Origin of the sequence: Streptomyces sp. NPDC051677 (assembly GCF_044453465.1) — a bacterium.
In the GTDB taxonomy this organism is placed as follows: domain Bacteria; phylum Actinomycetota; class Actinomycetes; order Streptomycetales; family Streptomycetaceae; genus Streptomyces.
This window is the reverse complement of the sequence record NZ_JBITCT010000038.1, coordinates 28,282-54,789: the sequence shown is the minus strand read 5'-3', so window position 1 is coordinate 54,789 and position 26,508 is coordinate 28,282. Positions and strand designations below refer to the sequence as shown.

The 26,508-nt window shown below is 73.1% G+C and carries 27 protein-coding genes and 1 pseudogene; 13 read left to right on the top strand and 15 right to left on the bottom strand.

Features of this window, described 5'->3' with window-relative positions:
* The first annotated feature begins 92 nt into the window (after positions 1–92).
* Both ACIBAF_RS34825 and ACIBAF_RS34820 read left to right on the top strand, forming a co-directional pair.
* Entirely contained in the window at positions 93–980 is an 888-nt protein-coding gene (locus tag ACIBAF_RS34825) for a GNAT family N-acetyltransferase (RefSeq protein WP_399468210.1), read from the top strand.
* A gap of 67 nt (positions 981–1,047) precedes the next feature.
* Positions 1,048–1,374, top strand: a complete 327-nt coding sequence (locus ACIBAF_RS34820; protein WP_399468209.1) for a hypothetical protein — start codon at positions 1,048–1,050, stop codon at positions 1,372–1,374.
* A gap of 1 nt (position 1,375) precedes the next feature.
* Here ACIBAF_RS34820 and ACIBAF_RS34815 read toward each other — a convergent pair whose 3' ends face one another.
* The 4 genes from ACIBAF_RS34815 to ACIBAF_RS34800 all read right to left on the bottom strand — a co-directional run bounded on the left by ACIBAF_RS34815 (position 1,376) and on the right by ACIBAF_RS34800 (position 4,946).
* Positions 1,376–2,266 (bottom strand): Gfo/Idh/MocA family protein, encoded by an 891-nt coding sequence (locus ACIBAF_RS34815; RefSeq protein WP_399468207.1) that lies wholly within the window; start codon positions 2,264–2,266, stop codon positions 1,376–1,378.
* A 95-nt stretch (positions 2,267–2,361) separates the two neighbouring features.
* On the bottom strand, positions 2,362–2,547 hold the full coding sequence (locus ACIBAF_RS34810; protein ID WP_399468206.1) for a hypothetical protein: 186 nt from the start codon (positions 2,545–2,547) through the stop codon (positions 2,362–2,364).
* Positions 2,548–2,617: 70 nt separating this feature from the next.
* A complete protein-coding gene (locus ACIBAF_RS34805) occupies positions 2,618–3,982 on the bottom strand; it encodes a diaminopimelate decarboxylase (protein ID WP_399468205.1) in 1,365 nt (454 codons plus the stop codon).
* A gap of 133 nt (positions 3,983–4,115) precedes the next feature.
* Complete coding sequence (locus ACIBAF_RS34800; protein ID WP_399468204.1) at positions 4,116–4,946, bottom strand: PucR family transcriptional regulator; 831 nt, start codon at positions 4,944–4,946, stop codon at positions 4,116–4,118.
* On the opposite strand from ACIBAF_RS34800, the gene ACIBAF_RS34795 reads away from it, so the two are divergent.
* The 5 genes from ACIBAF_RS34795 to ACIBAF_RS34775 all read left to right on the top strand — a co-directional run bounded on the left by ACIBAF_RS34795 (position 4,911) and on the right by ACIBAF_RS34775 (position 9,031).
* Positions 4,911–5,387, top strand: a complete 477-nt coding sequence (locus ACIBAF_RS34795) for a hypothetical protein (protein ID WP_399468203.1) — start codon at positions 4,911–4,913, stop codon at positions 5,385–5,387. The genes ACIBAF_RS34800 and ACIBAF_RS34795 overlap by 36 nt on opposite strands.
* Before the next feature lie 69 nt (positions 5,388–5,456).
* Positions 5,457–5,663 carry a hypothetical protein gene (locus tag ACIBAF_RS34790; protein ID WP_399468202.1) on the top strand — a complete coding sequence of 69 codons (207 nt, stop codon included), beginning with the start codon at positions 5,457–5,459 and terminating at the stop codon, positions 5,661–5,663.
* A 345-nt stretch (positions 5,664–6,008) separates the two neighbouring features.
* Complete coding sequence (locus ACIBAF_RS34785) at positions 6,009–6,869, top strand: aldo/keto reductase (protein WP_399468201.1); 861 nt, start codon at positions 6,009–6,011, stop codon at positions 6,867–6,869.
* A 26-nt stretch (positions 6,870–6,895) separates the two neighbouring features.
* Positions 6,896–8,665 carry an ABC transporter ATP-binding protein gene (locus ACIBAF_RS34780; RefSeq protein WP_399468200.1) on the top strand — a complete coding sequence of 590 codons (1,770 nt, stop codon included), beginning with the start codon at positions 6,896–6,898 and terminating at the stop codon, positions 8,663–8,665.
* A gap of 105 nt (positions 8,666–8,770) precedes the next feature.
* A complete protein-coding gene (locus ACIBAF_RS34775; protein WP_399468199.1) occupies positions 8,771–9,031 on the top strand; it encodes a DUF5133 domain-containing protein in 261 nt (86 codons plus the stop codon).
* A 63-nt stretch (positions 9,032–9,094) separates the two neighbouring features.
* On the opposite strand, the gene tgmB is transcribed toward ACIBAF_RS34775, so the two are convergent.
* From tgmB to ACIBAF_RS34760, 3 genes are all read right to left on the bottom strand, one after another.
* Positions 9,095–10,081 carry an ATP-grasp ribosomal peptide maturase gene (tgmB, locus tag ACIBAF_RS34770; RefSeq protein WP_399468198.1) on the bottom strand — a complete coding sequence of 329 codons (987 nt, stop codon included), beginning with the start codon at positions 10,079–10,081 and terminating at the stop codon, positions 9,095–9,097.
* Between the two features lie 16 nt (positions 10,082–10,097).
* Positions 10,098–10,289 carry a putative ATP-grasp-modified RiPP gene (tgmA, locus tag ACIBAF_RS34765; RefSeq protein WP_020129087.1) on the bottom strand — a complete coding sequence of 64 codons (192 nt, stop codon included), beginning with the start codon at positions 10,287–10,289 and terminating at the stop codon, positions 10,098–10,100.
* A gap of 223 nt (positions 10,290–10,512) precedes the next feature.
* The gene (locus ACIBAF_RS34760; RefSeq protein WP_399468197.1) at positions 10,513–10,812 is read right to left on the bottom strand and encodes a YkvA family protein; all 300 of its coding nucleotides are present in this window, start codon (positions 10,810–10,812) and stop codon (positions 10,513–10,515) included.
* A gap of 267 nt (positions 10,813–11,079) precedes the next feature.
* Here ACIBAF_RS34760 and ACIBAF_RS34755 point away from each other — a divergent pair, with 267 nt between their 5' ends.
* A complete protein-coding gene (locus ACIBAF_RS34755; protein ID WP_399468196.1) occupies positions 11,080–12,138 on the top strand; it encodes a hypothetical protein in 1,059 nt (352 codons plus the stop codon).
* 93 nt (positions 12,139–12,231) lie between these two features.
* Here the strand turns inward: ACIBAF_RS34755 and ACIBAF_RS34750 are convergent, their stop codons facing one another.
* The 4 genes from ACIBAF_RS34750 to ACIBAF_RS34735 all read right to left on the bottom strand — a co-directional run bounded on the left by ACIBAF_RS34750 (position 12,232) and on the right by ACIBAF_RS34735 (position 17,094).
* Positions 12,232–13,425, bottom strand: coding sequence for a hypothetical protein (locus tag ACIBAF_RS34750; protein ID WP_399468194.1), 1,194 nt, complete (start codon positions 13,423–13,425; stop codon positions 12,232–12,234).
* A 332-nt stretch (positions 13,426–13,757) separates the two neighbouring features.
* Entirely contained in the window at positions 13,758–14,807 is a 1,050-nt protein-coding gene (locus ACIBAF_RS34745; protein ID WP_399468193.1) for a dihydrodipicolinate reductase, read from the bottom strand.
* Positions 14,804–15,373: a carboxymuconolactone decarboxylase family protein gene (locus tag ACIBAF_RS34740; RefSeq protein WP_399468192.1), complete on the bottom strand. Its 570-nt coding sequence runs from the start codon at positions 15,371–15,373 to the stop codon at positions 14,804–14,806. Before ACIBAF_RS34740 ends, ACIBAF_RS34745 begins: the two co-directional genes overlap by 4 nt.
* 377 nt (positions 15,374–15,750) lie before the next feature.
* Positions 15,751–17,094 (bottom strand): CoA transferase, encoded by a 1,344-nt coding sequence (locus ACIBAF_RS34735; RefSeq protein WP_399468191.1) that lies wholly within the window; start codon positions 17,092–17,094, stop codon positions 15,751–15,753.
* Positions 17,095–17,116: 22 nt separating this feature from the next.
* Between ACIBAF_RS34735 and ACIBAF_RS34730 the strand changes: the two genes are divergently transcribed.
* The gene (locus ACIBAF_RS34730) at positions 17,117–18,202 is read left to right on the top strand and encodes an enoyl-CoA hydratase/isomerase family protein (protein WP_399468190.1); all 1,086 of its coding nucleotides are present in this window, start codon (positions 17,117–17,119) and stop codon (positions 18,200–18,202) included.
* An 18-nt stretch (positions 18,203–18,220) separates the two neighbouring features.
* Here the strand turns inward: ACIBAF_RS34730 and ACIBAF_RS34725 are convergent, their stop codons facing one another.
* Both ACIBAF_RS34725 and ACIBAF_RS34720 read right to left on the bottom strand, forming a co-directional pair.
* Positions 18,221–18,922, bottom strand: coding sequence for a FadR/GntR family transcriptional regulator (locus ACIBAF_RS34725; protein ID WP_399468189.1), 702 nt, complete (start codon positions 18,920–18,922; stop codon positions 18,221–18,223).
* Positions 18,913–19,360 (bottom strand): annotated as a pseudogene (locus tag ACIBAF_RS34720) (hypothetical protein); the annotation flags it as partial. The gene ACIBAF_RS34725 and the pseudogene ACIBAF_RS34720, both read right to left, overlap by 10 nt.
* Positions 19,361–19,938: 578 nt before the next feature.
* Between ACIBAF_RS34720 and ACIBAF_RS34715 the strand changes: the two are divergent.
* Positions 19,939–21,099: an oxygenase MpaB family protein gene (locus ACIBAF_RS34715; RefSeq protein ID WP_399468188.1), complete on the top strand. Its 1,161-nt coding sequence runs from the start codon at positions 19,939–19,941 to the stop codon at positions 21,097–21,099.
* Between the two features lie 63 nt (positions 21,100–21,162).
* On the opposite strand, the gene ACIBAF_RS34710 is transcribed toward ACIBAF_RS34715, so the two are convergent.
* Positions 21,163–24,288 (bottom strand): PA14 domain-containing protein, encoded by a 3,126-nt coding sequence (locus ACIBAF_RS34710; RefSeq protein ID WP_399468187.1) that lies wholly within the window; start codon positions 24,286–24,288, stop codon positions 21,163–21,165.
* Positions 24,289–24,462: 174 nt separating this feature from the next.
* Complete coding sequence (locus ACIBAF_RS34705) at positions 24,463–25,365, bottom strand: LysR family transcriptional regulator (protein ID WP_399468186.1); 903 nt, start codon at positions 25,363–25,365, stop codon at positions 24,463–24,465.
* Positions 25,366–25,484: 119 nt separating this feature from the next.
* Here ACIBAF_RS34705 and ACIBAF_RS34700 point away from each other — a divergent pair, with 119 nt between their 5' ends.
* From ACIBAF_RS34700 to ACIBAF_RS34690, 3 genes are all read left to right on the top strand, one after another.
* Positions 25,485–25,865, top strand: a complete 381-nt coding sequence (locus ACIBAF_RS34700; protein WP_399468185.1) for a YybH family protein — start codon at positions 25,485–25,487, stop codon at positions 25,863–25,865.
* A gap of 77 nt (positions 25,866–25,942) precedes the next feature.
* Complete coding sequence (locus tag ACIBAF_RS34695; protein ID WP_399468184.1) at positions 25,943–26,257, top strand: DUF6400 family protein; 315 nt, start codon at positions 25,943–25,945, stop codon at positions 26,255–26,257.
* Positions 26,244–26,501, top strand: a complete 258-nt coding sequence (locus ACIBAF_RS34690) for a hypothetical protein (protein WP_399468183.1) — start codon at positions 26,244–26,246, stop codon at positions 26,499–26,501. The genes ACIBAF_RS34695 and ACIBAF_RS34690 overlap by 14 nt, the downstream gene beginning before the upstream one ends.
* The last annotated feature ends 7 nt before the right edge of the window (positions 26,502–26,508 follow it).

The window sequence follows — 26,508 nt, the reverse complement described above, 5'->3', positions numbered from 1 at the left end:
CCGCGCTCCCACCCCGTGACCCCGGCGTGCCCCGTCTGACGTTCGTCCGACGCCCGGGAGCGCACCACGCCGTACGCGACCCGGAGGAATCCGTGACCGATCTGGTCATCCGCGCTCTCGACGAGAGCGACGTCCATCTGTTCGACACCCTGCCCGACCCGCTGCGCGCCGCCGAGGCGTTCGGCCATGTGCGGTACCGCCCGGAGTGGAAGCGCGTCGCCCTGCGCGAGGGCCGGGTCGTCGCCCGCGCCGCCTGGTGGGGCGGGCCCGACGACGCCGAACCCCTCGCCGTCGAGTGGTTCGACTTCGCCGACGGCGAGGAGGAGGCCGCCGCCGAACTCCTGCGCACCGCGCCCTGGCAGGTCGGCCTGGAACTGGTGATGCCCGGCGGCTGGCGCGCCGACCCCGTCATGCGGGCCGCCGCCGAGGCCCGGCACGCCGCGGCCGGCGCGGCCGGCCACACCCCGCTCGTGGAACGCTTCGTGTACCGCTGGACCCCGCAGTGCGGGCTTCCCGAACGCCCCGGACGCCTGCGCTTCGGCCCCGAACCCGACGACGCCGTCTTCTTCGACGCCCTGCGCCGCATCCACTCCGACACCCTCGACGCCCACGCCCGCAAGGCCGTCGCCAAAGGCGGCCTCGACCTCGCGGCCCAGGAGGAGTTGGACTTCTTCCGCTGGTGCCCCTCCCCACGCGAGTGGTGGCAGATCGCCCGCACCCCCGACGGAGACCTGGCCGGCCTGCACATCCCGGCCCACAACCCCTCCGGCCCGTGCGTCGGCTTCATCGGCGTCCTGCCGGAGCACCGGGGTCACGGCTACGCCTACGACCTGCTCGCCGAGTGCACCCACTATCTCGTCGACCGGGGCGCCGAGTTCATCGCCGCCGCGACCGACCAGGGCAACTTCCCCATGGCGGCCCACTTCACGAAGGCCGGCTATCCGGTGGTCCGGGAGCGGGTGAACTTCGAGCTCGGCTGAGAACCGATCGTCGGACCCGGGTGACAGGCTGTCCTCGGTGTGATCGACCGCGGACGACGGAGGCGCGATGGGGTTCGACGGCGAGGTCTGGTGTGTGCACGGCGCCCACGGCCGGGAGGACGTCGGTGAGATCGTCGTCGACGAGGCCGACTTCCCCTGGCTGTCGGGACACTTCACCGCCGGACCGGGCTACGACGCCGTCGAGCCCCTGTTCACCCGGGAACTGGCGCTCATGGAGGAAGAGGACTGGCAGGAGTGGGAGGCCGTCGCGGTCGAGATACGCCGCCGGGTGTCGATGACCTCGCCCCGAGGGCCGGTCCCCGAGTTCCTGCTGCACATCGAGGGGGACCGGGCCTGGTTCCGGTGGAGCGACGAGCCCTTCGAGGACGACTGAGTCAGCGGGCCGCGTCCGTCAACAGGGCCTGCGCGTCGGCGAGTATCTCGGTGACGCGCAGGCCGAACGCGGCGTCGCAGGGGTGGGGGCGGCCGTCGCGGGCCGCGGCGAGGAGGGCGTCGGCGGCCCGGGTGAGGGCGGCGGCGGCGTCCGTGCCGGACTGGGGGAGCCGGGCGACTCCGGACGCGCCGCGAAGCTCGACGCTCGCGCCCGTCGCCGCGGGCGGGGCCGTCAGGCTCAGCGTCAGCGTGCTGGAGGCGCCGGCGACATGGTCCAGAACCACGTGGACCGTGTCACCGGGGCCGTGAGCCGCCGCCGTCACCCGGCGGACCTCGCCGAGGACCGGCAGCAGCACGGACAGCGCGTGCGGGCCCACGTCCCACAGGGCGCCCTTCTCCCCGCGCCAGGGCGTGGCGAACGGATGGCCGTCCTCACCGTGGAAGACGTCCCCCAGCCACTGGGCGTGTCCCGTGAACCATCCCGCGGTGTCCGCCTGTTCGGCGATCCAGTCGCCGGCCTCGGGCAGGAACCGGGTGGTGAAGAAGACCACCGACGCGACCCGTGCCTCCTGCGCGGCCCGCACCACGGCCCGCGCTCCCGCCGCCGTCGTGCCGACGGGCTTGTCGAGCAGCAGATGACAGCCCGCCCCGGCGGCCCGCACCGCGAGCTGCGCCTGGACGTCCGGCGGCAGGGCGACGGCCACCGCGTCCACGTCCTCGAGCAGCGCGCCGACGTCGTCGTAGGGCCGGGTCCCGTGCCGGTCGGCCAGTTCCTTCGCGGCCTCCGGGCGCCGCCCCCACACCCCGACGAAGTCCAGCGCGTCGTGTGCCTGGAGGACGGGCGCGTGCACCATCTGGGCCCAGGGGCCGGTGCCGAGCAGACCGATGCGCATACCGCTGACTCTTCCTGCCGTTGCCGAGTGGCCGAAGCCGACCGTGGGCGAGCCTCGCACACCCCTCGCGCCGAGGACACCCCTGACCGAACTCCTCAGGCCGCCCGTGCGTCGTCCGCCCCCGCGCCCGGGGAGGCGCCCCGCACCAGCCGGAGATGCCGCCGCTGCGCGGCATGGCGCCGCCTGGCCCCGGCCGGGGCGAACATGCGGTCCTCGACCCGGTCCACGACCGCCAGCAGGACGGACAGCAGCGGCAACAGCAGTACGGCGACCCAGAGCACGGTTCTCTCCTCGTCAGGGGACGGGATCCCGGGTGCTCCGGATCGGGCCGTTGATGCGTGCCGGACGCCGTCAGGGACGGGCCGGCGCGGCGAAGCCCGTCAGCAGGGCGTCCGCCTGGGCCAGGCCGCTCTCCGCGGAGATCTCCCGGAGCGTCTGCGCGGCCCGGACCGTGGCGAACGTGAGGCGACCGGCGTCGAGCAGATACCCGTACACGGCGGGCCTCGGCAGGCTGTTGTACGACCAGTGCGCCGAGAAGTAGTAGCCGCCCGTGTCGTGCAGGACCACCACGTCCCCCTCGGCGAGCGCCGGCAGCGGCCGGTCGTGTGCCACGACGTCCCCGGCGAAGCAGAGCGGCCCGGCGACGTCCTGCCGCACGAGCGGCGTCCGCTTGGGCGTGCCGTCCGGGCCGTACGCGGACACCCGCAGCGGCCAGGCCTGCGGCATGAAGACGGTCCGGGTGGCGACCTGCCCCCCGGCGTGCGTGAGGGCGACCCGCCGGCCGCCGGCGTCCTTGACGTACTCGACGAGCGCCGCCGTGAAGCCGTTCTTGGCGATCAGGGAACGGCCGAACTCGGTGACCACCTGGTAGCGGCCGTCCAACAGGGCCGGCTCCGCGGCGGTCAGCGCGGCCACGTAGTCGGCGTACGTGGGCGTGACCGTGTCGTCGGCGAAGTTCACCGGCAGTCCGCCGCCCAGGTCGAGGCTGGTCACCTGACGGCGGCCGACGTGGTCGTTGATCTCCTCGGCGAGCCGGTGCGTCGCCGCGAGGCCTTCCGCGATCAGGGACAGCGGGCAGCCCTGCGAGCCCACGTGCGCGTGCAGCCGGGTCAGCCACGGCCGCCGCGCGAACGCCTCGATCACCCGGGCCCGGGCCCCGGGGTCGCGCAGCGCCACGCCGAACTTGGAGGTTGCGGTCGCCGTGCTCATCGCGCCGATGGACCCGCCGCCGACCTGGGGGTTGACCCGCAGCCCGAGCACGGACGCGCAGTCCGCGGGGCGCAGCGCGTCGATCCGGTCGAGCTCGTCGAGGTTGTCCGCGTTGAGCGCGACCCCCAGGGCGAGGGCCTCGCGGATCTCCTGCCGGCCCTTGGCCGGCGAGTCCAGCACGATGCGCGCCGGCTCGAAGCCCGCGTCCAGCGCCAGCCGCAGCTCCCCGGGGCTCGCCACCTCGCAGCCCATGCCGGCGTCGGCGAGCAGCCGCAGCACGGGCACCAGCGAACAGGCCTTGGCGGCGAAGGCGTGCAGGACGTCCGGCACGTGCGTGAACGCCTCGTGCAAGCCGGCGACGCTGTCGCGCACGCCCCGGACGTCGACGAAGCCGGCCACCGGCCGGTCCTCCCCGAGCAGCCCGTCCGTGACGGCCTGCCGGACGGCGAGCGCGACCCGCGAGTCGGGTGAGGCGCCGGTGTGGTGGTTCTCGGTGGGGAGCAGCACGTTCTGGTCTCCTTCGGACGAGGAAGGGGCGTCACCGAGTGGCGGTGACACCTCCAGATTCGCGCCCACACCGCCCGTACGTCTTTGGGGGACTGCACAAAGACAACCGGAACCTTCGTGTCCACGCACAAGGTCAGCGTTCCTGCGGCGTCGTCGCCGCCAGTCGCACCGCGAGGGTCAGCAGCAGCCGGGCGTCGGGATCGTCCAGGTCGACGCCGTACCGCTCGCGGACCCGGCCCAGCCGGTAACGGAGCGTGTTGGGGTGCACGACCAGCCGACGGGCCGCCTCCGGGACGTCGCCCCCGGCGTCGAGATACGCCGCCAGGGTCCGCACGAGCTCGCCGCCCGCCGCGAGGTCCGTGCGGATCAGATCGTGGACCGGCCCGCCGCCGGACTCCCACACCGGGCGCGCCGCGTCCAGGATCCGCAGCACCTCCAGCGCCGCGCCCGCCCCGGCCGCGTCGGCGTGCCGCGGGGGCCTGGGCCGTCCGGCGGCCGACGCCCGCGCCTCCCGCTCGCGCAGCGCCCGCACGACCAGCACGGCCCGCTCGTAGGACAGACAGGCCCGCTCCGGAGTGCCGACCGGGCCGACGCCCAGCCACACCGCCGCCGACCCCGGCAGCGAGGACACCACCGCGTCGAGATCGCGTACGACGCCCCGCACGGCGGCCTCGTGGTCCGCCGCCGAGGCGTCCCCGCTGAGCAGCAGCGCGAGCCGGTCGCCGTCGCGCATGATCCCGGTCCCCGGCCGGTGCGCCGAGATTTCCAGGACGAGGACGTCCAGGGCCCGGTCGTCGGCCCGGGCGCCGGGCTGCCGCTCGGCCACCACCACAGCGCACGGCGCGTCCGGGGAGAGGCCGAGCGACCAGGCGTGGGTGCGCCGGTCCCCGAGGCCGCGCAGCAGACCGCGCAGCGCCGCCTCCCGGCGGTGCGCCGTGCCGCTCTCGCGCAGCCGCTCGCGCACCAGCAGCGGGGCGGCGAGCGCGGCGGCCGTCCGCAGTACCGGGCGGCGTCCGGGGCGAGGGCGGCGTCGTCCGCGGCCGCCCAGATCGAACCGAGGACCTCACGCCCGCTGCGCACGGCGACGACCAGCCGTTCCGGGGTGTCGCCGTCGGCGGGCCGGTGGATGACGTCCTCGGAGGTCCACAGCGCGCGCAGCAGCCCGCTGCGCCGCAGTTCGGCGACCCGCCAGTCGGGCACCCGGCCGCCGAGGATCACGGCCCGGCGCAGCGGGTCGGCGCCGGGGCCGGTGGCTGAGTGGGCCAGGACGCGCAACCGGGTGTCCTCGATGGTGATCGACCCCTTCACCTGCGCCGCGACCCGCGCCGCCAGGACGGCGAGGGAGGGCGCCGCCGCCGGGCCCCGCAGCGCGTCGGCGTCCTCGCCGTCGCCGGCCCGGGCGTAGGACAGCGCCGACCGCAGCAGCGCGGCGGCCTCGGCCCAGTCGGCGCCCTCGGCGCGGACGAGCAGGGCGATGCCGGTCTCCCGGGCCGCCGCCACCGGACCGGTGAGCGCCTCACCCGTGTCGCCCACCTCGCCCGCGCCCACCTCGCCCGGGTCCTCCACCTCGCCCAGCACGACCGCGCAGGCGCCCCGCCGGGCGGCCTCCCGGACGGTCCCGGCGTCCGGGGCGGCGCCCACGGCCAGCAGCAGGACGCCCTCGCCCGCCGCGGACCCCTGACGTTCGGGACGCGGCCCCAGATCGTCCAGACCGACGGCGATCCGCGTGACGACGGCGTCGGGCGCGGCGGGCGCGCACACCAGCCGCACCGCGTCGCCGTCCTCGAAGGCCAGCAGGGACCGCAGGGTCGGCGTCTCCAGGCTCACCGGCCCGAGGATAGTTCGCCGCACGCGCACCCGCCCGCACCACGATTCAGCTCCCGTACTGCTGAATGCGTTCGGTTTCTTCCATTGGACCCACGGCCGACGGCGGGGCCAGGCTGGGGTGCGTCCGGTGTGCCGCAATCACCTTCCGGGACACCGGACTTCCCGCTTCCGCACCACCTTCGAGAGAGGTCACGCGCACATGGAGACCCGCCGCATCGGGGACGTCGACGTCAGTGCGATCGGCCTGGGCGCGATGCCCATGTCGATCGAGGGGCGACCCGACGAGGCACGTTCCCTCGCCACCGTGCACGCCGCGCTGGACGCCGGCGTGACGCTGATCGACACCGCGGACGCCTACCACCTCCACGCCGACGAGGTCGGCCACAACGAGACCCTGATCGCCAAGGCCCTCGCCGGCCACGACCGGGGCGGCGACGTCCTGGTCGCCACCAAGGGCGGCCATCTGCGCCCCGGCGACGGCAGTTGGACCCTGGACGGCAGCCCCGCCCGCCTGAAGGCGGCCTGCGAGGCGTCGCTGCGCCGGCTCGGCGTCGAGGCGATCGGCCTGTACCAGTTCCACCGCCCCGACCCGCGGATCCCCTACGCGGACTCCGTCGGCGCGGTGCGGGAACTGCTGGACGAGGGCAAGATCCGCGCAGCGGGCATCTCCAACGCGAACCCCGAGCAGATCCGGCAGGCGAACGACATCCTCGGCGGCCGGCTGGTCTCCGTGCAGAACCAGTTCTCCCCGGCGTTCCGCTCCAGCGAGCCCGAACTGCGCCTGTGCGACGAGCTCGGCATCGCCTTCCTGCCGTGGAGCCCGCTCGGCGGCATCTCCCGCGCCCGCGAACTGGGCTCCTCCTACGCCCCGTTCGCCCATGTCGCCGAGGCCCACGGCGTCAGCCCGCAGCGCGTGTGCCTGGCCTGGATGCTCGCCAAGTCGCCGGTCGTGGTGCCGATCCCGGGCGCGAGCCGCCCCGAGACGATCCTGGACTCCCTCGCCGCGCCGGACCTGCGCCTCACGGCCGACGAACGCGCGGAACTGGACGCCGCGCTCTGACACGAGCACCGGGAGGACCGCCGTCCATGGCGTCGTCGTACGAAAGACCGCTCGACCACCGCTACCGGGGCGAGCACCCGGTCCGCACCCTGGCCTACCTCCTGCGCGCCGACCGCCGCAGGCTCGCCGCCGCGGCCGGCGTGTTCACCGTCAAGCACAGCCCGATCTGGCTGCTGCCGCTGATCACCGCGTCCATCATCGACACCGTCGTCCAGCACCAGCCGATCGGCAGACTCTGGACGAGCACCGGCGTCATCCTGTTCATCCTGCTCGTCAACTACCCGCTGCACCTGCTCTACGTCCGTCTCCTGTACGGCAGCGTCCGCCGCATGGGCACCAGCCTGCGCTCCGCGCTGTGCACCCGGATGCAGCAGCTCTCCATCGGCTACCACTCCCGGATCAGCGCCGGGGTACTGCAGGCCAAGGTGGTGCGGGACGTGGAGACCGTGGAGCAGATGGTGCAGCAGACCGCCGAGCAGGGGCTCGGCGCGCTCACCGTGCTCACCGGCGGCCTCGTCATCATCGCCGCGCGCACCCCTGAGTTCGTGCCCGTCTTCCTCGTCGTGGTGCCCGCCGCCGCCCTGCTCGTGCACCGGCTGCGGGCCCGGCTGCGCACCCACAACGAGGAGTTCCGGCACGAGGTGGAGACCCTGTCCTCCCGCGTCACCGAGATGACCCGCCTGATCCCGGTCACCCGCGCCCACGGCCTGGAGCGCAAGGCGCTGCACCGCATGGACGGCACCCTGAGCCGCCTGCTCACCTCCGGTATGCGCCTGGACCTGCTCAACGGCCGCTTCGGCTCGCTGGCCTGGGTGCTGCTCAACGTGATCGGCGTGCTCGTCCTCACCGGCGCCGCGCTGATCTCGTACTACGGCATGTGGGGCGTCACCGCCGGCGACGTCGTGATGCTCAGCGCCTTCCTGACCACCCTCACCAACTCCGTCACCACCCTCACCGGACTGGCCCCCGTCATCACCAAGGGCCTGGAGTCGGTGCGCTCCGTCGGCGAGGTCCTCCAGGCGCCCGAGCTGGAGGACAACGAGGGCAAGGCCGAACTCGCCGCGCTGCACGGGTCCGTCACCTTCGAGGACGTCGGCTACGCGTACGACGGCGGCAGCCCGGCGGTGCGCGACTTCACCCTCTCCGTCCGGCCGGGCGAGACCGTCGCCCTCGTGGGGGCGTCCGGCGCCGGCAAGTCCACCGTGCTCAGCCTCGTCATCGGCTTCATCCGGCCGACTTCGGGCCGCGTGCTGCTCGACGGGATCGACCTGGACACCCTCGATCTGCGCACCTACCGGCGGTTCGTGTCGGTGGTGCCGCAGGAGTCGATCCTCTTCGACGGCACGATCCGCGAGAACGTCGCCTACGGAATGGAGGACGAGGCCGATGAGCAGACGGTCCTGGCGGCCCTGCGCGACGCCAACGCGCTGGAGTTCGTCGAGCGGCTCCCGCAGGGCCTGGACACCCTCGTGGGCGAGCGGGGAGCCCGGCTGTCGGGCGGTCAGAAGCAGCGGCTGGCCATCGCCCGCGCCCTGATCCGGGACCCGAAGGTGCTGGTCCTGGACGAGGCGACGTCCGCCCTCGACACCCGGTCCGAGGCTCTCGTCCAGCAGGCCCTGGCCCGGCTGCTGCGCGGCCGCACCACGTTCGTGGTGGCGCACCGCCTGTCCACCGTGCGCGGCGCGGACCGGATCGCAGTGATGGGGGAGGGGCGCATCCTGGAGACCGGCACGCACGACGAACTCCTGCGCCGGGGCGGGGCGTACACGGAGCTGCACCGCGGTCAGGTCGCGTGACGCACCGTGGCCGGATCATGACCCTGGCGGGTGACATGACGGGCTGACAGGCATGAATCGCCCAGGTCCGGGCACACGCAGCGCAAAACAGAGAGAGGGGCGCTCGTGATCGTTCCGGACCCGAAGGTCGCCAGGACGTTGCTGACCCGGTACGCGACGCTGAAGATCGCTCAGGCGGAGAGGGAGAGGCCGCAGACGGCTCGTGAACTGCAGGACGTGACGTACACCTTGTGCGTGCTGATGGGCACGGCCGACGTCCGCGAGGCGGTGGCCGCGGCGGACACCCTGCTCGAGTCCGCGGCGGCGCCGCCCGCCGAGGAGGCGCCCGCGAAGGACGGGGAGAGCGGACTGTCGCTGGCCGTCTGACGACGGTTCGCGGCCGGACCCGGCGCGGCGGTGGCTCCCTGGAGCTCCCGCCGCGTCCGCGCGTCAGGAGGCGGCGGAGCCGCACCGGTCGGCGGGCCGGGCGCCGCGCTCCGGAGGCGACCCGGCCAGCCACTCCGCGATGGTGCGGGCGATCGGCTGGCCGGTGTCCACCTCCACGAAACCGAACTGCCCCGACTGGTTGCACTCCAGGAACCACCAGGTCCCGTCGGCGTCCTCCGCGAAGTCAAAGGCCCCGTACGCCAGTTCCGCCTCCCGTAGATATGTCCGTACGGCCTCGCCGAGGCGCGGCGGGACGTCGACGGGGCGCCACGGCGTGGTGGAGGGCGCGAAACGCACGTCCACCACGTCGGGGTCACCGCCGGGGACGGTCTCCTTTCGGGCGGCCAGCAGGCGGTCGCCGATCGCGGTCAGCCGTATGTCGGCCCGCTTGGCCACCCGGCGCTGCAGCAGCGTCGGACCGTAGGCGACGGCTGCGAAGTCGGCGCCCGGCGGGACCCGGGTGGTGGGCACCGCGCGGGGCGGATCCTGCGGATGCGCCCCGGACACCGGCTTGACCACCAGATCCGGGTAGCGGTCCGCGAACTCGCGGGCCGCCTGCGGGAACGTCGTGACGATCGTGGCCGGCACCGGCAGACCGCTGCGCTGGGCGAGCCGCAGCTGCCAGGGCTTGTGCCGGGCGCGCAGGGACGCGTCCGGGTGGTTCATCCAGCGCGCCCCGGTACCGCGGAGCATGCCGTACAGCGCCTGCGAGGCCTCCTCCGTGAGCCACGCCGACGGCTGCGGCGCCCGGGCCGCCGCGGCGCCGGGCCGGCGGATCCACACCGACCGCAGCCCGTCGAGGCTCACCAGCCGTCCGGCGGACGACAGATGGCCCCGAAACGCGCCGTGCACGTACTCGCCGGACAGCGCGACGGTATGGGTGAGGTCGGCGGGATCGAGTCGGACGACCGGGACGCCCGCGGCGTTCAGGTGCACGACCACCATGTCCGCCGTGACGTCCTCTTCACAGGTCAGAATGAGCACGGTCATGTTCGTCGGCCCGTGTTCAGTCGTCGAAGTGGGTCTTGGAGCCCGCCGTCGAGGTCGTGGTCCCGAGTTCTCTCAGGAGGGCGTGGTCACGAGCGGCGATCCGGCCGTCGAGAGTTACGTTCAACTGCATTCCGGGGTCATAGGCGTACGGAGTGCTGAACTCCAACTCGGCCGCAGGGCGTGCGTAGTTGAGCGTGAACGGTTGCATCGTCTCTCCCTCGTCGGTACTGCCTCGATCAAGCGGTGCCGCTGTGCGACGTCACTCGGGCCCGCTGCGTGGTGCTGGATTGGTGCGACCTTCAGTCACTTATACGAATCGAACGGGTGGTTGGTTTCCTTACTCTCCGTGATCATCGGGGAGTCGGGCACCGAACAGGGCGCGGAGCAGGGGAGATCGGGTCGAGCGGGCGTGAAAACGTCTTCCGGAGCGGTCAGTCGGGGACGTGCTCAGGGGCGTGGTCGGGGGCTCGATCGGGTGCATGGCGCACAGAGCGCAGCGCCAGCAGGAGGACGCCGATGTCGTCGAGGTACACGGGGTCCGGCAGAAGGTCGGTCGGGAGCACGAAGTACAGGACCGCGCCCCAGAAAACCCAGCGCGGGCCGGTGGGAAGCCCCGCCCGCCTCAGGTTCTTGCGGGTCCGAACCAGCCGCACCAGCACTGCGGCCGCCCCGGCGAGCAGGGCCGCGGCCAGCACCACCGCGACTACGACGAGCGTGGTTGGCGCATCCACGGGCCCTCCCGTATGGTCCGTCGCGCGGCGTCTGCTCTCTTTGTCGTTCTCTGTCCGGACCCTGTCCCGAGGGTCCTGTCTGTCGATTTCCCCGCTTTCGGTTTCCGAATTCCCGTTTCCGGCGGGATTACCGCATGGGACGCATCTCACACGGGTGCCGCGTTCGAGTGGCGGAGCGCGCCGGACGGCCCTACCAATGGGGAGGGTCACGTCGCGTGTCGCATCTCGGGGGTGCAGGGGCGACCGCACCCTTCAGAGAGAGTCAGCATGATCACCCGCACTTCACGGCCCCTCCCGGACCGTCCCGCCCCGTCTCTCACCGGCGCGACGAGCGCCACCGCACCACTACCCCCGGTCACACCGGCCGCCCCCGCCGAGGGGCCGGAAACAGTCCCGCCGAGCCAGGCCGGACCCGCCTACCCCGACCCCGTCGACGGTCTCCTCCACGCCGCGGCGGCCCACCGGCCGCTGGAGGACGTCGCCCGGCTCATCACCATGCTCGAACAGGTGGAGGAGGGCACAAAGGCGGCGGCCGACGTGCTGCGGGTGGTCGGCACGGACCGGCCCCTGGAGGACGTGCCCCGGCTGGTGGCCGTGCTGTCCCGGCCGCCGCACCACGCGGAGCACGCCGGCCACATGATCCGCGCGGCGGCCGAGAGCCGCTCCGTGGAGGAGGTCACGCGGCTGATGGCGCTGCTGTACCGGGCGCCTCTGGAGCCGCACTGCGGCGACGAGGCGGTCCGGGTCGCGGCCACCCACCGTCCGGTCGAGGAGGTCGTGGAACTCGTCGGGCGGCTCGCCCAGGAGCGGTCCGGGCAGGAGCGGGCCGGGCCTCCGGCCCCGCCGCCCGCGGTCGTGAGCGAAGAGGCGCCTCCTGCGTCCGAACTCGGGCCCGCAGAACCGGCATCGGCGCCGGTGCGGGCGCCGGCAGGCGCCGACGCGGTCGCGCCCTCGACGGCGTGGACGGTGTGGGCCGCCGCCGTGGCGCTGGCCCTGTGCGGCGCCGCGCACCTCCCCGTGCACCACGACGGCGTCCCGCTCGGCGCCCTCACGGCTGCGCTCGTCCTGGCGGGGCTCTGCCTCGTACTGGCCCTGCTGTCGCTCCGCAGGCCCGCGCCGGCGCTGCTCGCGGCGGCCGTGCTGGTGCCGACGGGGCCGGCGGCCACCCAACTGCTCGCCCCCCGCGTCGACTTGGCGGAGCTGTCCCAGGTCACGGAGGCGACGCTCGCCCCACCGTGGCTCGCCGCCCCGATCGCCGCGGCAGCCGCGCTGACGGCGCTCCTCGCGCTCCTCGTGAGCCTGTTGCGCGACCGGCGCAGCGCTTGAACAGGCCCTGCCACTTCCGGTGACATCGGCCCGGTGGGTCTGCGGAGCGGCAGCAGGCCCGCCGGCATCCGGTCGGCGGTCGAAAGGCCGGCGTCAGCGGCCGGTCGCCTTGGGTTCGTCGTCGCCGGTGGCGTCGGTCTCGTTCTGCTCGGGCGAGTCGTCCGGTGCGGGGGAGACGGGCGTCGTCGACAGCGGCCGCAGGTTCTTGGTCGACTCCTTGAGGCGCTCCAGGGTCCGGCCCAGCTGCTGGAACGGGGAGCCGCTCTTCCTGGCCGGCGCCGGTCGCGGCTCACCGGCCTCGGCGGCGGCCTCCCGGTACGCGGCCAGCGCCTCATGGGCGTGTTCGGCGGCCTCCCGGTACAGGTCCCGGGACTCCGTCATCGCCTCCAGCGCCTCCTTGTACATCGCCACGAGCCGACGTTCGCGCGCGAGCTCCTCCTCCAGGGTCAGCAGCTGCCACTGCTCCCGCAGCACGGTGAGCGCGGCGTCGCCGCCCACCGGCAACGGCTTGGGCAGGGCGGCGAAGCGCCGTACCGCGTCCAGGAGTTCGGTGGGATGCGTGCCGTCCAGGAACACGCTGCGCACCGAGAAGTCGGCGGCGTCGTAGTCGGCCGGAGCGGGGGCGCCGGGCAGCACCAGCGCACCGCCGCGCGGCACCTCGACCCCGGACTCCTTGAGCGCCCAGTTCACGGTGCGCAGTTGGTGCGGGGCCGCCCGGTGCTCGATCACCCGGTGGTGCAGGCCGGGCGGCAGCAGCGGAACCAGTGACCGGCGGCCCTGCTCGGTGGGCGTCATGGCCTCGTGGACGACGACGTGGACGGCCCAGGTGTCGCGCAGGGCGTTGCGCAGCGTCCGCCGCAGCTCCTTCTCGTCGGCCGACAGCGCGTTGGTGTCGAGGAACCGCTCACCGGTCACGGTCTCGTGCCCCCACGGGGTGTCCGCCTCCCAGGGCCAGAACAGGCCGGCGGGCGACGGCCACCGCAGGTCCCACGGCCGCTCGGCCTCCGCCGTCAGCGTCCACTCCTGGCCGCGGCCCGACCACTCGGCGAGGGTCAGCCGGGCACGGACGGTGACCTCCTCCGCCACCGGCCACCGGGCTTCGAAGGCCGTCTCCCCGTCGGGGGTGTCGGTGTCGGGCAGTTCCTTGAAGTCCTGGACGGTACCGGCGTCCTTGAGCGCCTGGAGGTGGTTGCGCAGGACGTCCGGCGCGGCGGGGCCGGTGTGACGGCCACGGGTCTGCCACACCGTGGAGGGAGTCGTGGGCGCAGCGGTCGCGGAGATGTGCATGAGTCCATTCGTGAGGGCGGGCGACGAGACGAAGGCGTACGCAGGCCAGTATCGCGCGCCGCGAGGTGTGGGCGATCAAGCGGGTCGGTGACGCGGGCGGCCGAAGACGCCCCGTCGAGGCGCGCCTTCCCCACCGGGACACCGGTCACGCGTCCGGATGCGCACGGGGCCTGTGTCGCTCGTACGGGGTGTGCGCCGTTCACCACGGCCGACGTCCCCGCACCCATGGGCTCGACGGGGGCCGGAACCCCAGAATCGGAGCCGGCGGACAGGGCTCGCCCACCATCCGCGTCGGGGCGGGCCCTGCCCGCATGCCCGAAAAGGAGGCTCCGTCACCCGAGGACGGGCACGACCTGCGGAAGATCCGCGGTGGTCCGGATGCCGGACGGAGCCTCGCAGACCGGCGGCACGGCGTTGACGGCGCGGTTGGCGGTGTACGAGGGGTAGACCGCGGCCGCGTTCTCCGCGGCGACGGGGAATCGGACGGCGACGTCGAGCGGGGCGTCCCCGTCGACGGTGAGACGCCATCCGGTGTCCCGCAGGTCCCACGAACGGTCGAGTTCCGTGGTGCAGTACCAGGTCGCCCGGAACCGCAGGACCGCACGGCCCGCGCGGGTCCATGCGACCGTGACGCGCTGAGCCGCGACCGTGCCGGCCTCGAGGACTCCGGCGGCGACGGCGGTGCGGCGCGGGGTGCGCGCGAACTCGCCGTACACCTCGGCCTGTTCGACGGCGAGCCCCAGCGTGTCGGCGACCAGACGCAGCGAGGGCCCGAAGCTTGCGCGCAGAGCGGAGAGACGTCCGTCGTCGAAGGACTCGTCCCGCCCGCCGAACCCCATCACGTCGAAGAGCAGCCCCGGGGAGTCACGCCGGGACAGGTCGGCGAACTCCTCGATGAGCAGTGCGTCCAGGCGCCGTTGCAGGGACGCCAGCACGAGCGGCAGCGCCTCGGTGACGAATCCGGGACTGCTCCCCGTGCTGTGGATGCTCGCGCCGCCCTGCTCGCAGGCCGCCTCGACCCGGCGGCGCAGCGACTGATCCATGGCGGCGGGGTGGTGGAAGTCGGTGCGGGTGGCGACGACGTTCGTCCCCGCCGCCAGCAGCGCGCACACCGTGTCCGCGTCCAGTTCGCGCGGCGTGTACAGCACGCAGTCGGGCTCCAGGCGGAGCACGTCGTCGAGTTCGGTGGTCGCGCGCACTCCGAGCGGGGGCAGACCGCACAACTCCCCGGCGTCGCGGCCCCTCTTCGCCGGGCTGTGCGCGAAGACGCCGACCACGTCCAGCCGGGGATGCTCGACGGCCGCCCGCAGCGTACGGCTTCCGATGGTGCCGGTCGCCCACTGGACGACGCGGTACGACGGCTTGTCCCTCGCTCCCGTCATGTCGAGAACGTCACTTTCGACTCGGGATAGGATGGTTCTCCTTGCTCGAATCCGCCGTCGTCCAGCCCGTCGTCGAGCTCGACCTCGAACGTGTTGAACGCCACGGCGAGCGTGCCGTATCCGCCCACCGTGAACACCAGGTCCATCATCTGCCGGTCGTCGAGGCCTTCCTGCGCGGCCAGTTCGGCGTAGGTGGCGTCGGACAGCCGGGAGTCGCAGTCGAGTTCGTCGACGGCCCGGTTGAGGACGGTGTCGGCGCCCGCGCGCACCTCGGCGATCTCCTCGTCGGTGACGCCCTTGCGCCGGGCGGTGAGGAGGTGCTGGGCCCACTCGTAGCGGCAGCGGCGGCGCCAGGCCACCCGCAGGACGGCCAGTTCCCGCACTCTGGGCGGCAGGGTGCTCTTGGCGGCGAGGTGGGTGCTGAGGGTGAGGAACGCTTTGGCCAGGTCCGGGTGGTTGAGGAGGAAGCTGATGGAGTTGGAAGGCGGGATCGTGCGCCCGCCCGTCATCGGCATCAGCGCGTCCTGGTCCCACTCGGTGTACGGGACGGGGTCGAGCCGCGTCATGTGATGCACTCTCCGTTCACGCCGAGGATCCGCCCGGCAAGGGAAACGCCCCTTCCGAATGCGAGAACCATATTCTCGTAAGCGGTCGCTGTGAAGCCCTGGCCGCAGTCGGGGGTCGACATGGATACGGCACGCCCACGGGCTGCACGTCCTTCAGGGCCGGCGTGCGGGCGTCGCTCCTGCTGGGCTCGCCACCGCCTACGAGACCTTGGTCCTGCACGTGGCCCGCAGGACCCCCGACGAGGCCGACCTCACCGGCTTCGCCCACTCCGGGCGTGGCTGGGAGCGGCTCTGCGGGGACCACGTCCCGCAGGCCGACACCGGCGCCGACGCGAGTCGCACTGACCGGGGGCCGGGGGCCGTCACGATGCGCGCGTTCACGGCGGCTGGATGCCCAGGCCGCGTAGCACCGTCGCGGTGTCGGCGCCGCTCGCCCGGGCGGTGGCGACGGGACGGCGTGGGCGGGGGGCGGCCACCGGGAACGCTGTGCGGCCGGTGTCGACCAGCCAGTCGTCGCCCCGGCCGACGAGACGGGCGTCGCCGGCGGACACGGACAGACAGGCGGACACCACGTCCGCCATGGACACCTCCCAGATCACGCCGCCTCCGCCCGGCTGCTCGGACAGCGCGAGCGCGGCGGCGAGGAGACCGGTGAGCGGGTCGGCGACGGCGTCGCCGGCGAACACGGGCCGCCCGCCCGCGTCCGTGGCGAGGAGCCCTCGGGAGGCGGCCACGTCGTCACCGAAGCCGATCCGCTCCGAGGCGCGCCCGTGCGCCGTGATCGAGATCCAGGTGCAGCCCCGGGCCGCCTCCGCCTCCGCGTCGAGTCCGAACCCCGCCAGGGCGCGGGGCCGGGAGGCCTCGATCACCACGTCCGCCCGGGCGACCAACTCGTGCAGGGCGGCCCGGCCCCGCACGTCCCCGGGGTCGAGGACCACGGAGGAGTGACCTGCGTGCAGCAGGTCGTAGAAGGCGGGGTCGCCGAACCGGGCTCCGTCCGGGCGCGACGGGGTTTCCACCTTGACCACCCTGGCTCCCGCCGAGCCCAGCAGATGCGCGCACAGCGGGCCCGCCCACAGGGCGCTGAAGTCGACTGCCAGCAGGCCGTTCACGTCCCGGGGCGGTCCCGGCAGGGGGCAGGTGCGCTCCGGGCGGGGCCTGACCGCCCCGCCCGCGAGACCGAGGAGCTCCACCCGCGCGTCCAGTTCCGCGCCGTCGTGCACGGCCAGCCAGTCGGCCAGCCGGCGGGGCAGCGCCTCGGCGTCGAGGTCCCGGCCGATCAGCGCGCTCCACAGCAGGGGATCGTCCGCACGCGCGTCGGACACGGCGGCCCAGCCGTCCCTCGTCGGCAGCAGACGGCATGTGCCGCCGACCGAGAGCCGGCCCCTCCGGCCGCGCCCGCTGAGCGCGGCCCGCTCGGCGAGCAATCCGGCCCCGTCGAGCCGCGCCCCGCCGGCGGAGGCGACCTGGTCGGCCAGCCAGGAGGCGAAGGTGGCCGCTCCGCCGGGGGGCAGCAGCGGCGGGCCACCGGGGTGGCCGGTGAGGAGAGGGATGCCGCTGCGGGCCCAGTCCTCGGCGATCCGGGACGCAGACGCCTTGGACCAGAGGGAGAGCGACCGCGGGTCGCCGACGGGAGGCCGGTCCGCGAAGGGCGTGGTCGTGTCGCCGCGCCCCCGCTGCCGGGTGGCCCGTGCCGGGCTGCCGGACGCATGGTCGGACATGCCGGGATGGTAGACCAGAGCCGTGTCCCCGACCACACCGATCTCCGTCGCCGAACTCGCCGCCGGCGCGGCGGACGCCGACCTCCTGGACGACGACGGCAGACCGTGCCGGCCGCTGCTGGTCGTCGATCTGGACCTGGCGCCCGCACCCACGGCCGCCGACCTCCGGCAGGCCGTCCGGCGCGCCCGTGAAGGCGACCGGCTGCTGGTCGGACGTACCGCCCGCACGGTCCCCGACTGTCCCGGCGACCTCCTGGACGCCCTGGACCTGACGCTCGTTTACGCTCCCCGCGCCCGCCTGCGCTCGGTCGACGCCTCCGGGCCTTGGGCCACGGTCGCGGTCGAAGACCCGCGGACCGAGGCCGAACGCCTGCGCGGCCGGGCGGAGGAACAGCCGCAGGCGACTCTGGTGCTGCGCCAACTCCTCTGCCTCCAGGAGCAGTTGACGGTGCAGCAGGCGCTGGACGCGGAGTCGCTGGCGTACTCGACGCTGCTCGGCGGGTCCGGCTTTGCCCAGTGGCTCGCCGCTCGCGGCCCGCGTCCCGCGCCTCCCCGGCCGGGCGGCGACCCCGTCCTGGTGCGCCGTGAGGGCGCCGTCCTGCGGATCACGCTCAACCGCCCCGAGCGGCGCAACGCCCACGGCGCGGAACTGCGCGACGCCCTGGCCGCCGCGGTCGACGTCGCCCGCTGGGACGACAGCGTGCGCGAGGTGGTGCTGGACGGCAACGGGCCGAGTTTCAGCTCCGGCGGCGACCTGGACGAGTTCGGCGCGGCCACCGACCTCGCCGCCGCGCATCTCCTCCGCACCCGGGCAGGTGCGGCTGCCCGCCTGCACGCCGTCGGCGGGCGGCTCACGGCGAGGCTGCACGGTCACTGCGTCGGCGCGGGCATCGAACTCCCGGCCTTCGCCTCCCGCGTCGTGGCCGCCCCGGACACCCGGGTCCGGCTGCCCGAGCTGGGCATGGGTCTGATCCCCGGCGCCGGCGGCACGGTCAGCCTGCCGCGCAGGATCGGCCGCAGACGCACCCTGTTCCTGGTCCTCGACGGCCGGACCGTCGCCGTCGAACGTGCCCTGGCCTGGGGGTTGGTGGACCGCATCGAGGGGTGAGCCGTCGCGCTGCGCGCCTCAGACCCCGGTGTCGGTGGAGTCCAGGTGTTCTCTCAGCCACTGCTCGGTGCTGCTCACGTGCAGCAAGGCGGCGGCCTGGCTGAGGGCGGCGTCGCGGTGGGACAGGGCCCTGAAGATCGCCTCGTGTTCGGCGAGCGTCCGGCCCGCCGCGTGGGTGTCGACCAGGCCGCGCCAGATGCGGGCGCGCAGGGTGCGACCGGAGACGCCTTCCAGGAGGGTGAGCAGGCTCTCGTTGCCGGTGGCGGAGACGACGGCGCGGTGGAAGGCCGCATCGTGGACGTTGAGCCGCTCGACGTCGTCGCGGGCCTCGCGCATGGCGTCCAGATGCTGTTTCACCTCGGCCAGCTGGGCGTCGGTGATCCGCGTGGCCGCGAGCGCGGTGGCCACCGGTTCGAGGAGCCGTCGCACCTCCATCAGGTCCAGCAGCGCAGCCGAGTCGCTCTGGAGCAGCTCCACCGCACCGCCGAGACCTTCCAGGAGCAGGCTCGGCTGCAGGCTCGTCACATAGGTGCCGTCGCCCCGACGGACCTCCAGGACCCGGGCGACGGACAGCGCCTTGACCGCTTCCCGGGCGAGGTTGCGGGACAGACCCAGCTGGCCGGCCAGTTCCTGCTCCGGCGGCAGCTTCGAGCCCGGCGGCAGCGCACCGGTCCGGATCAACTCACGGATCTGCTCTATGGCCTTGTCGGTCAGAGACACCGCGAACTCCTTCCGTGAGTGTCCTCGATGGACACGTCCGACCTGATCAGTCTCCGGGCACGAAGGTCGTCCCAGAGTCCTTCGGGGATGTGCCGACGGTGGAGTTACACGTTGCGCGTGACCTGTTCCGGATGCCGCATACCCAGGGTTACGTTGATGATAGTGGGGTGCGTGAGCGGGAAGGCGATCGCCGCGGCGGGAAGCGTCGTACCGTGCGCCGCGCAGACCTCGGCGATCGCCCGGGCACGGTCGACCAGGTCCTTCGGGGCGTCCCGGTAGTCGTACCTCATGCCCGCGTCGGGCCGCTCGCGGGAGAGCAGTCCCGCACTGTCTCCAGTGCTCGTCGGGGTCGTGCAGATAGACGACGTCCAGACGGCCCGGGCCGGTGCGCTCCAGCGTCGCCTCGACGGAGCGCAGCACGGCGTCGCGGCTGAAGTCGGCGGAAACAACCAGCAGTGGGCCTACGGCAGCGGCGCCAACCTGCTGTGGACCTTCACCGCCCTCTGACAGCCGAGCGGTGCTCGTCCTTGCCGGACGAGCACCTGGCGCTCACGGGCGGTGAGCGCGGCTACGGCAATTCCGTCGACACGACACCGCCGAGATTGTTGGGATCGGCTTCGAGGAACAACTTCGCATTCTCAGCCGCCGAGCTCTCGGGTATCGGAGCCGGAGAGAACACGGAAATAACTCCGACTCGCCCGTCGACTTCGGCGTTGAAGGTCCACCGGAACTGTCCCGATGCTTCGTCTATTCCCCTCTGCCCGGGCCTGAGTATGGTGACGGAAGGCATGTGATCTCCCAGAATAGACGTCAGAGAAAAACCGTACCGCCAATGCCATTCGGCCGCCATTTCCGACCGCCGACGTGGCCCGTGACTCCGTTCGGGTGAGGGCGAAACGATCCGTTCGGCCGAGGGGTCCCCATACGCTGCGCGCTTCGTCAGCATCGAGGCGTCCGGTTTCCGCGACTTTCCGCGACCGGACCGCCCCGACTCATGAGGAACGGAAATCCAAGCCATGGCATTGACGACCGCCAATATCAAGAACCAACTCGAAGAGGCGAACCAAGCCGGTGATCCAGAGGCCGACAAACTCGTGTCCGACCTGATCGACAACCGGGAAGTCGACGGGGTCAACGCGCTGTTCAAGACCATCGGCACCCTGAAGCCCGGGCAGGACCACTCCCATCTGCCGCCGCGGCTGGCCGAGTTTCTGCAGGGCGCCACCGTCGACCCGCCGGGCTGGAGCGAGGCCGACGTCAAGGCCGCCGAGAGCTTCTTCGACCACCACCACGGCGTGGCGTCGATGCTGCAGGGCACCGTCGGCCTGATCGGCACGTACCTCTCGCCGACGGGGGCGTTCACGCTGCGCTCCACGGGCCGCCTCGGCGGGGTCAAGGGACCGGGTCGGCGTCTGTCGCAGTCGTCGCGGCTGTTCATCGGCATGGGAGACAGGGGCGCGCTGCGCGACGGCACCCTCGCCGCCACCGTGACCAAGGTGCGTCTGGTGCACGCCTCCGTGCGCCAACTGCACAAGAAGAGCGGCGAGTGGGACCACGCGAAGTGGGGCGAGCCGGTCTCGCAGAAGTACACCGCCGGCGCCATCTGCGTCTTCAGCGTGCAGGTCCTCGAGGCGATGAAGAACCTCGGCCTGACCGTATCCAAGGACGACCAGCAGGGCTTCATGGGCGCCTGGCACTACATCAACCACTACCTCGGCACGCCGGACCAGTGGTTGGTTCCCAAGGACGTCGACCTGGTGACCGCCCTGTGGCGCAGGGTGCGGGACGACGAGTGGAAGGAGACCGACGACGGCAAGTTCATGACCGAACAGGCCCTGAAGTTCTACCGCGAGAACTACCTGCCGGAGCCCTCGTACTCCCCGTTCGTCGCGATGGTCCGCAAGGCGCTGTCCGACACGTACGCCGACAAGGCGGGCATTCCGCGCAACGCGGCGCTGGACACGGGAGCGAAGTTCGCCTCGGCCGGCCACAGCGTGGCCGGCGGGATCGGCGGCGGGATGTTCGGCGGCGCCGTGGACAAGGCTGTCGGGGTGAACCCCTACGACGAGATCATCGGGGTGGCCTCGAAGCAGTTCAACAAGATCCAGGACTACGCGCTGAGCCACCAGGGCGACGACCAGCCCCAGATGCACCAGGAGCTCGGCGACGACCGCTGACCGTGCGGTCGCCCCGCCGTCCATCGGAGCGACGGTCGGCGGGGCGGACGGCTGAGCGGGGCGTCAGTTCACGGCTGGCGCCGCCGGGCGGGCGCCGGGGACCGCTCCGTAACCCAGCTGCTCGGGAGTGTCGCCGTCCCGGCCGTAGATCTGCACCCGGTAGTACGAAGTGGCCCCCGCCGCTGCGGTGGTGTCCAGGTAGGACACGGCGGTGCCGGGCAGGGTCGAAGTGAGCTCGTCCCACACCTGGGTGGCGGGGTTCCAGCGCTCGATCGTGACCGAGGACGGCTCCGGGCACCAGTCGTTCTGGCAGGACCACGACCAGGTGAGCAGCACACCGTCCGCGGAGCCGCTCGCGGCCAGGCTCATGGAGGCGCCGTAGCCGTCGCCCATCCACGGCAGCACCGCCGCCTCGGAACGCACCCCGGCCGCGTCCACGGCCACCACCGCGTAGTAGCCGTTGGAGGAGGGGTAGGGCGCGGCGGTGTCGGTCACGGTGGCGCCCGTCACGGGCTGCTCCTGGATCCGGGTGCCGGGGTTGGCGGCGTTGCCCCAGTACCGGTAGACGAGGTAGCCGGTGGCGCCGGGGACGGGCTGCCAGGACAGCACCGCGTGGTCGCCGTCCTGCCGCGCGCCCAGCCCCGCGGGCCGGCCGGGACGCACGGTGCCTTCGGGGTAGGGGCGCACCGCGCAGTCGTCCTCGGAGAATCCCGAGCGGCTCCCCTCCGCGTTCACGGCGACGGTCCGGTAGCAGGTGGGTATGCCGGCCGGTGCGCCGGTGTCGGTCCACTCCGGGGTCGTCGTCGCGGGGATGTCGGCGGTCTTGACGTACACGGCGTCGGTCTCGGAGCGGCGCCAGACCTCGTAGCGGGCTGCGGTCGGGTCGTTGGCGGACCAGGCCACCCGGATGCCGTCGGCGGCGCCCGCCGTGGTCGGCAACTCGGGCGCCTGCGGGGCGGGGGCGGGCTCGTCGGAGACGTCGATCCAGATCGGGTCGCTGTAGCCGCCCTGGAAGTTGCGCACCGACAGGCAGTAACGGGCTTTGCGGAACGGGTCGGTGTCCAGGTAGTAGGAGTGGGCCGTGTGGAAGGTGTCGACGCTCGCGCACGGGCTGCCGTACGTCGTGCGGAACAGGTAGTAGAGGTAGACCTCGGACGGCGGGGAGTCGTCCCAGTCGAGCAGGATGCCGCCGCTGTCGTCGCGGGTGGCGGTCAGCCCGGTGGGCGTGGACGGCTTGGGCGCCGGCGGGGACAGCCGCTTCAGCTGCACCACGGCGCCTGCGGAGCGGTTGCCCGCCTGGTCGACCGCGACGACCCGGTAGTACGGGGTGGCGTCGGCGGCGATCGGGCCGTCGGTGAGGGTGCAGCGGACCTGCTGCTCGGTACCGGGCACGGCGGCGCACGTGGGCGTGCGAGGGCTTCCGACGTCGGTGAACGGGCCGTCGGGGTTCGCGCTGCGGGTGACCTGGTAGCCGGCGAAGTCCTGCTCGTGGCCGGGCCAGCCGTCGGTGGTCCAGGTCAGGGTGGCGGTGGTGCCGCCCTCGGGTGCGGTGACCTCGGGCGCGCCGGGCGCGACAGGCGGGGTGGTGTCCGGCGGCACCGGGCGGGTGACGGAGACCGGCTCGGTCCAGGCCGAGTAGGCGCGTGGTGTGCCGAGGCCGACGGCGTTGCCGACGGCGCGCACCCGGTAGTAGCGGGTGCCGCCCTCGGGCAGGCCGGTGTCGGTGAACTGCGAGGGGGTGAGCGGTGCGCCGGCGCCGGCGCGCACGGTCCACGGGCCGGTGGCCGAAGAGGCGGACTGCACCTGGTAGCCGGCGGTCAGGCCGTGCACGGGACTGCCGACCGGGTTGTCGGCCCAGTCCAGCGTGGCGTTGTCGTCGCTGAGTTCGCCCTTGAGCCCGGTGGGCTGCCGGGGCGGGTACAGACCGGTGTCGGGACGGAGCGCCGAAGCGACGGTTGCGGCGTACTCACCGGGCTCGGTGGCCGCCGCGGCGGACTCGTTGCCGGCGGTGTCGACGGCCGTCACCCGGTAGTACGCGGTGACGCCGATCGGGGCGTCCTTGTCGGCGTAGGCGTTGTCCTGGACCATTCGGGCGTCGGCGCTCCTGATCCTGGCCCACGGGCCGTCAGGGGCGGTGGCCCGGTACACGTGGTATCCGGCGAACGAGTCCTGGGTGCTGAAGTCGTCGTCCCAACTCGGCCCCCAGCTCAGGTGGTTCTCGCCGAGGTCGTCGTCGGGGTCGGGCACGCCGTTGCCGTTGAGGTCGATGTCGCCGTAGCCGTCGGCCCCCAGGTCGTCCGGAGCCCGCGGCGGGGTGGTGTCGGCCGGGGCAGCCGAGACGTCGGCCGATGCGCGGGACTGGTTGCCGGCGCGGTCCACGGCGGTGACGGCGAACCAGTACTCGGCGCCGTTGCGCAGCCCGGTCGAGGCGAACGTCCGCGCGGTCAGCAGGCCGGAGCCGCTGATCCGGTGTGCGGTGTCGAGCGCCACGGGGGTGCTGGTGGAGCGGTAGACCCGGTAACCGGCCAGATCCGCCTCGGTGTTGCGGGCCCAGTCGACGGTGGCCCGGCCGTCACCGGGCATCGCTTTCACGGAGGTGGGAGCCAGCGGGGCCACCCTGTCCGGAGTGGTCGGGGCGAGGCCGGCGGAGACGTTGGCCGGGCCCGTGAGAGCCACGTAGTCGACCCGCACGGTGTGCGTCCCGGCGGGCACGGTCACCTTGACGCTCGCGCGCTGGGCGGAGACGTAGTCGCGCCACAGGTTGACGTAGCGCGTGCCGTCTATCCAGACCCGGACGCCGTCCTGGGCCGCGGTCTGCAGCAGGAAAGGGCCGCCCCCGCCGAAGTTGCGGCGCATCGTCCAGCGGACCCCGAAGCGGTCGTTGGGCAGGGATGTCCGGGCGGGATGGCCCGTGCCCCAGTTCTCGTTGACGGAGGCGTCGCACAGTGACGCGCGGGGCGTGCCAGTGAGGGTGGTGTTGGGGTAGTAGTCGGCCTTCCACACCCCGTCCGAGCAGCTCACGGACGCGACCGGCACTGCGTCCGGCCGGGCCGCCTGGGGCGTGCCCGGCACGGTGCCGGCGATGAGCGCGGCTCCGGCGGCGGCGGTGACCGGCCCCAGCAGTCGGAGTCGGAGTCGGAGTCGGCGCGGCGCCCGGACACGGGTGTGCGAGGGAACGGCTCTGCCCATCGGGGGCGTCGTCCTTCCTCAATCCCGGTGCGTCACCTGCGATATGACGGCTCGTGTGGTCCACCGGGTGATCGGTTTCTGCCCCCGCGATGATGGCATGCGAACAGACATTCGCGTGCGAAATCGTGCAGAACTTGTACGGAAATCGTGTACGTATCGGTCTTCGAGGTCATCTCACTCGGCGTCCTGAGCGGGGTCGGGCTGGGTGAACGCCCGTCGGCTGTGCACGAGCAGCGCGCGCACCGCCGGGTTGTGCGTGCTCTTCCAGATCAGGGCGAGCGATGCCGGTGCTGCGACGTCGTCGATGGTGCGGGCGATGAGCCGGTCACGGTAGCTCGCGGCCATCGAAGCGCTGAGGACGGCGACGCCGAGCCCGCGGACGGCGAGGCCGGCCATGGCGTCCGCGGCGCTGGCTTCCAGCGCGATCGCGGGGCGGAGGCCCTGTGCGGCGCAGGCCCGGTCGAACACCGTGCGCAGGCCGGTGCCGGGCGGCATGCACACGAGGGGGTGGGCCGCCAAGTCGCGCAGTGTGACCTGCCGCTGTTCCGCCAAGGGGTGTCCGGCCGGAACCGCCGCGACGAGCCGCTCGCTGATGAGGGTCAGCGCCTCCAGCCCCTCGGGCGCGGCGGTCGCGGTACCGACGAGGGCCAGGTCGACGGCGCCGGCGCGGACCTTCTCGATGAGCTGGTCGGAGTTGTCCTCCAGCAGCGAGATCTCGACGCCGGGATGTGCCCGGTGGAACGCGGCGAGGGCGTCGAACAGCGGGGTGACGGTGCAGCCCATGACCATCCCCACCGTGAGCCGGCCCCGGATCAGATCGGTCACCGCACCCACCGCCTGGCCGACCGCGCCGGCGGCGGCGAGCGCGGCGCGGGCCGGTTCGAGGGCGGCCTTTCCTGCCACGGTCAGGGTGGCGGTGCGTGCCGACCGGTCGAACAGCTCGGTGCCGAGCTCACGTTCCAGCTGGCGGATCTGGGCGCTGACGCCGGACTGGCTGATGTGCACCCGCTCGGCCGCCCGCGTGAAGTTGCGCTCCTCGGCGACCGCGACGAAGTATTCCAGCTGCCTCAGTTCCATGACCGCAGATTCTAGCTATCAGAAAAACCAGCTGTTGGACTTCTGATCCGTGGGCGACCACGCTGGGAGGCGAGTCAGGAGACACCAGGAAGCACAGAAGCCCGATGGCAGGAGGAACCATGCCGAAGCACGAGAAGGCGGAGTACGAGAAGGCCATGCGGCCCGAGGACATCACTCGCCTGTTCGTCGAGCGTTCCAACGCCGGCGACGCGGCCGGGGTCGCCGCGCTCTACGACGAGGACGCGGTGATGGCCTACCCGCCCGGCGAGCTGACGGTGGGGCGGGAGGCGATCCGCGCACTGTGGGAGAAGGTGCTGGCCAACCGACCCCGCTTCGAGCCGGAACAGCCGCTGCCCACGCTGATCAGCGGCGACATCGCCCTCACCTCGACCCCGCCCAGGGACGGCACCGGCGCCCGGGCCCAGGTCGTCCGGCGCCGGCCCGACGGAAGCTGGCTGCGCGTGCTCGACCAGCCCGAGTTCGTCCCACCCGCCGGCTGACCTCTCGGCAGGGAAGGACTGTGACTTGTCCCACCTGCTCTTGCCGGGCCGAGGAGCGCTTACCTACGTTCGGTCGCATGTCCCACCACGGCCGCCCCCTTCCTGACGAACCGGACGAACCCGCTGCGGCGAGCAGGCCCGCGGGCGACCGTCCGGACACGCCCCCGTTGGTCGATCTGGCCGTGGACCTGAGCTCACACGAAATGCTCCGGCGCGCCCACGTCCTGGCCGCGCTCGGCCCGGACTGGGACCCCGTCGCCGCACTACGCGGCGAGGAAGCGGCGAACGAGCTGCTGTACTCCGGCCTCAGTGCGGAGCAGCAGCGCGTCTACGACGGCCTGGTCTCGGCCGGTGTGCTGCCGCGGAGAGGGGGCGGCGATGCTGCCGCTTGACCCGCAGGCCGATGCCGGGCGTCGCGCCTGGGTGGCCTGCCCGAACTGCGGCGACCACCGCGGCTGCGCCACCTGCGAGCAGGGGCGCACCTGCTCCGAGCACTGGCGCTACCTGCTCTCCAACGTCGGCAGCCTGCTCCACCTGCAGTGCCGGTCGTGCACCCACATCTGGACTCACGAGACCCACTTCGGCGCCACCCGCTCCCCCTGGGAGCGGATCACCAGCGGCCTGCGACGACGGTGATCGTCCA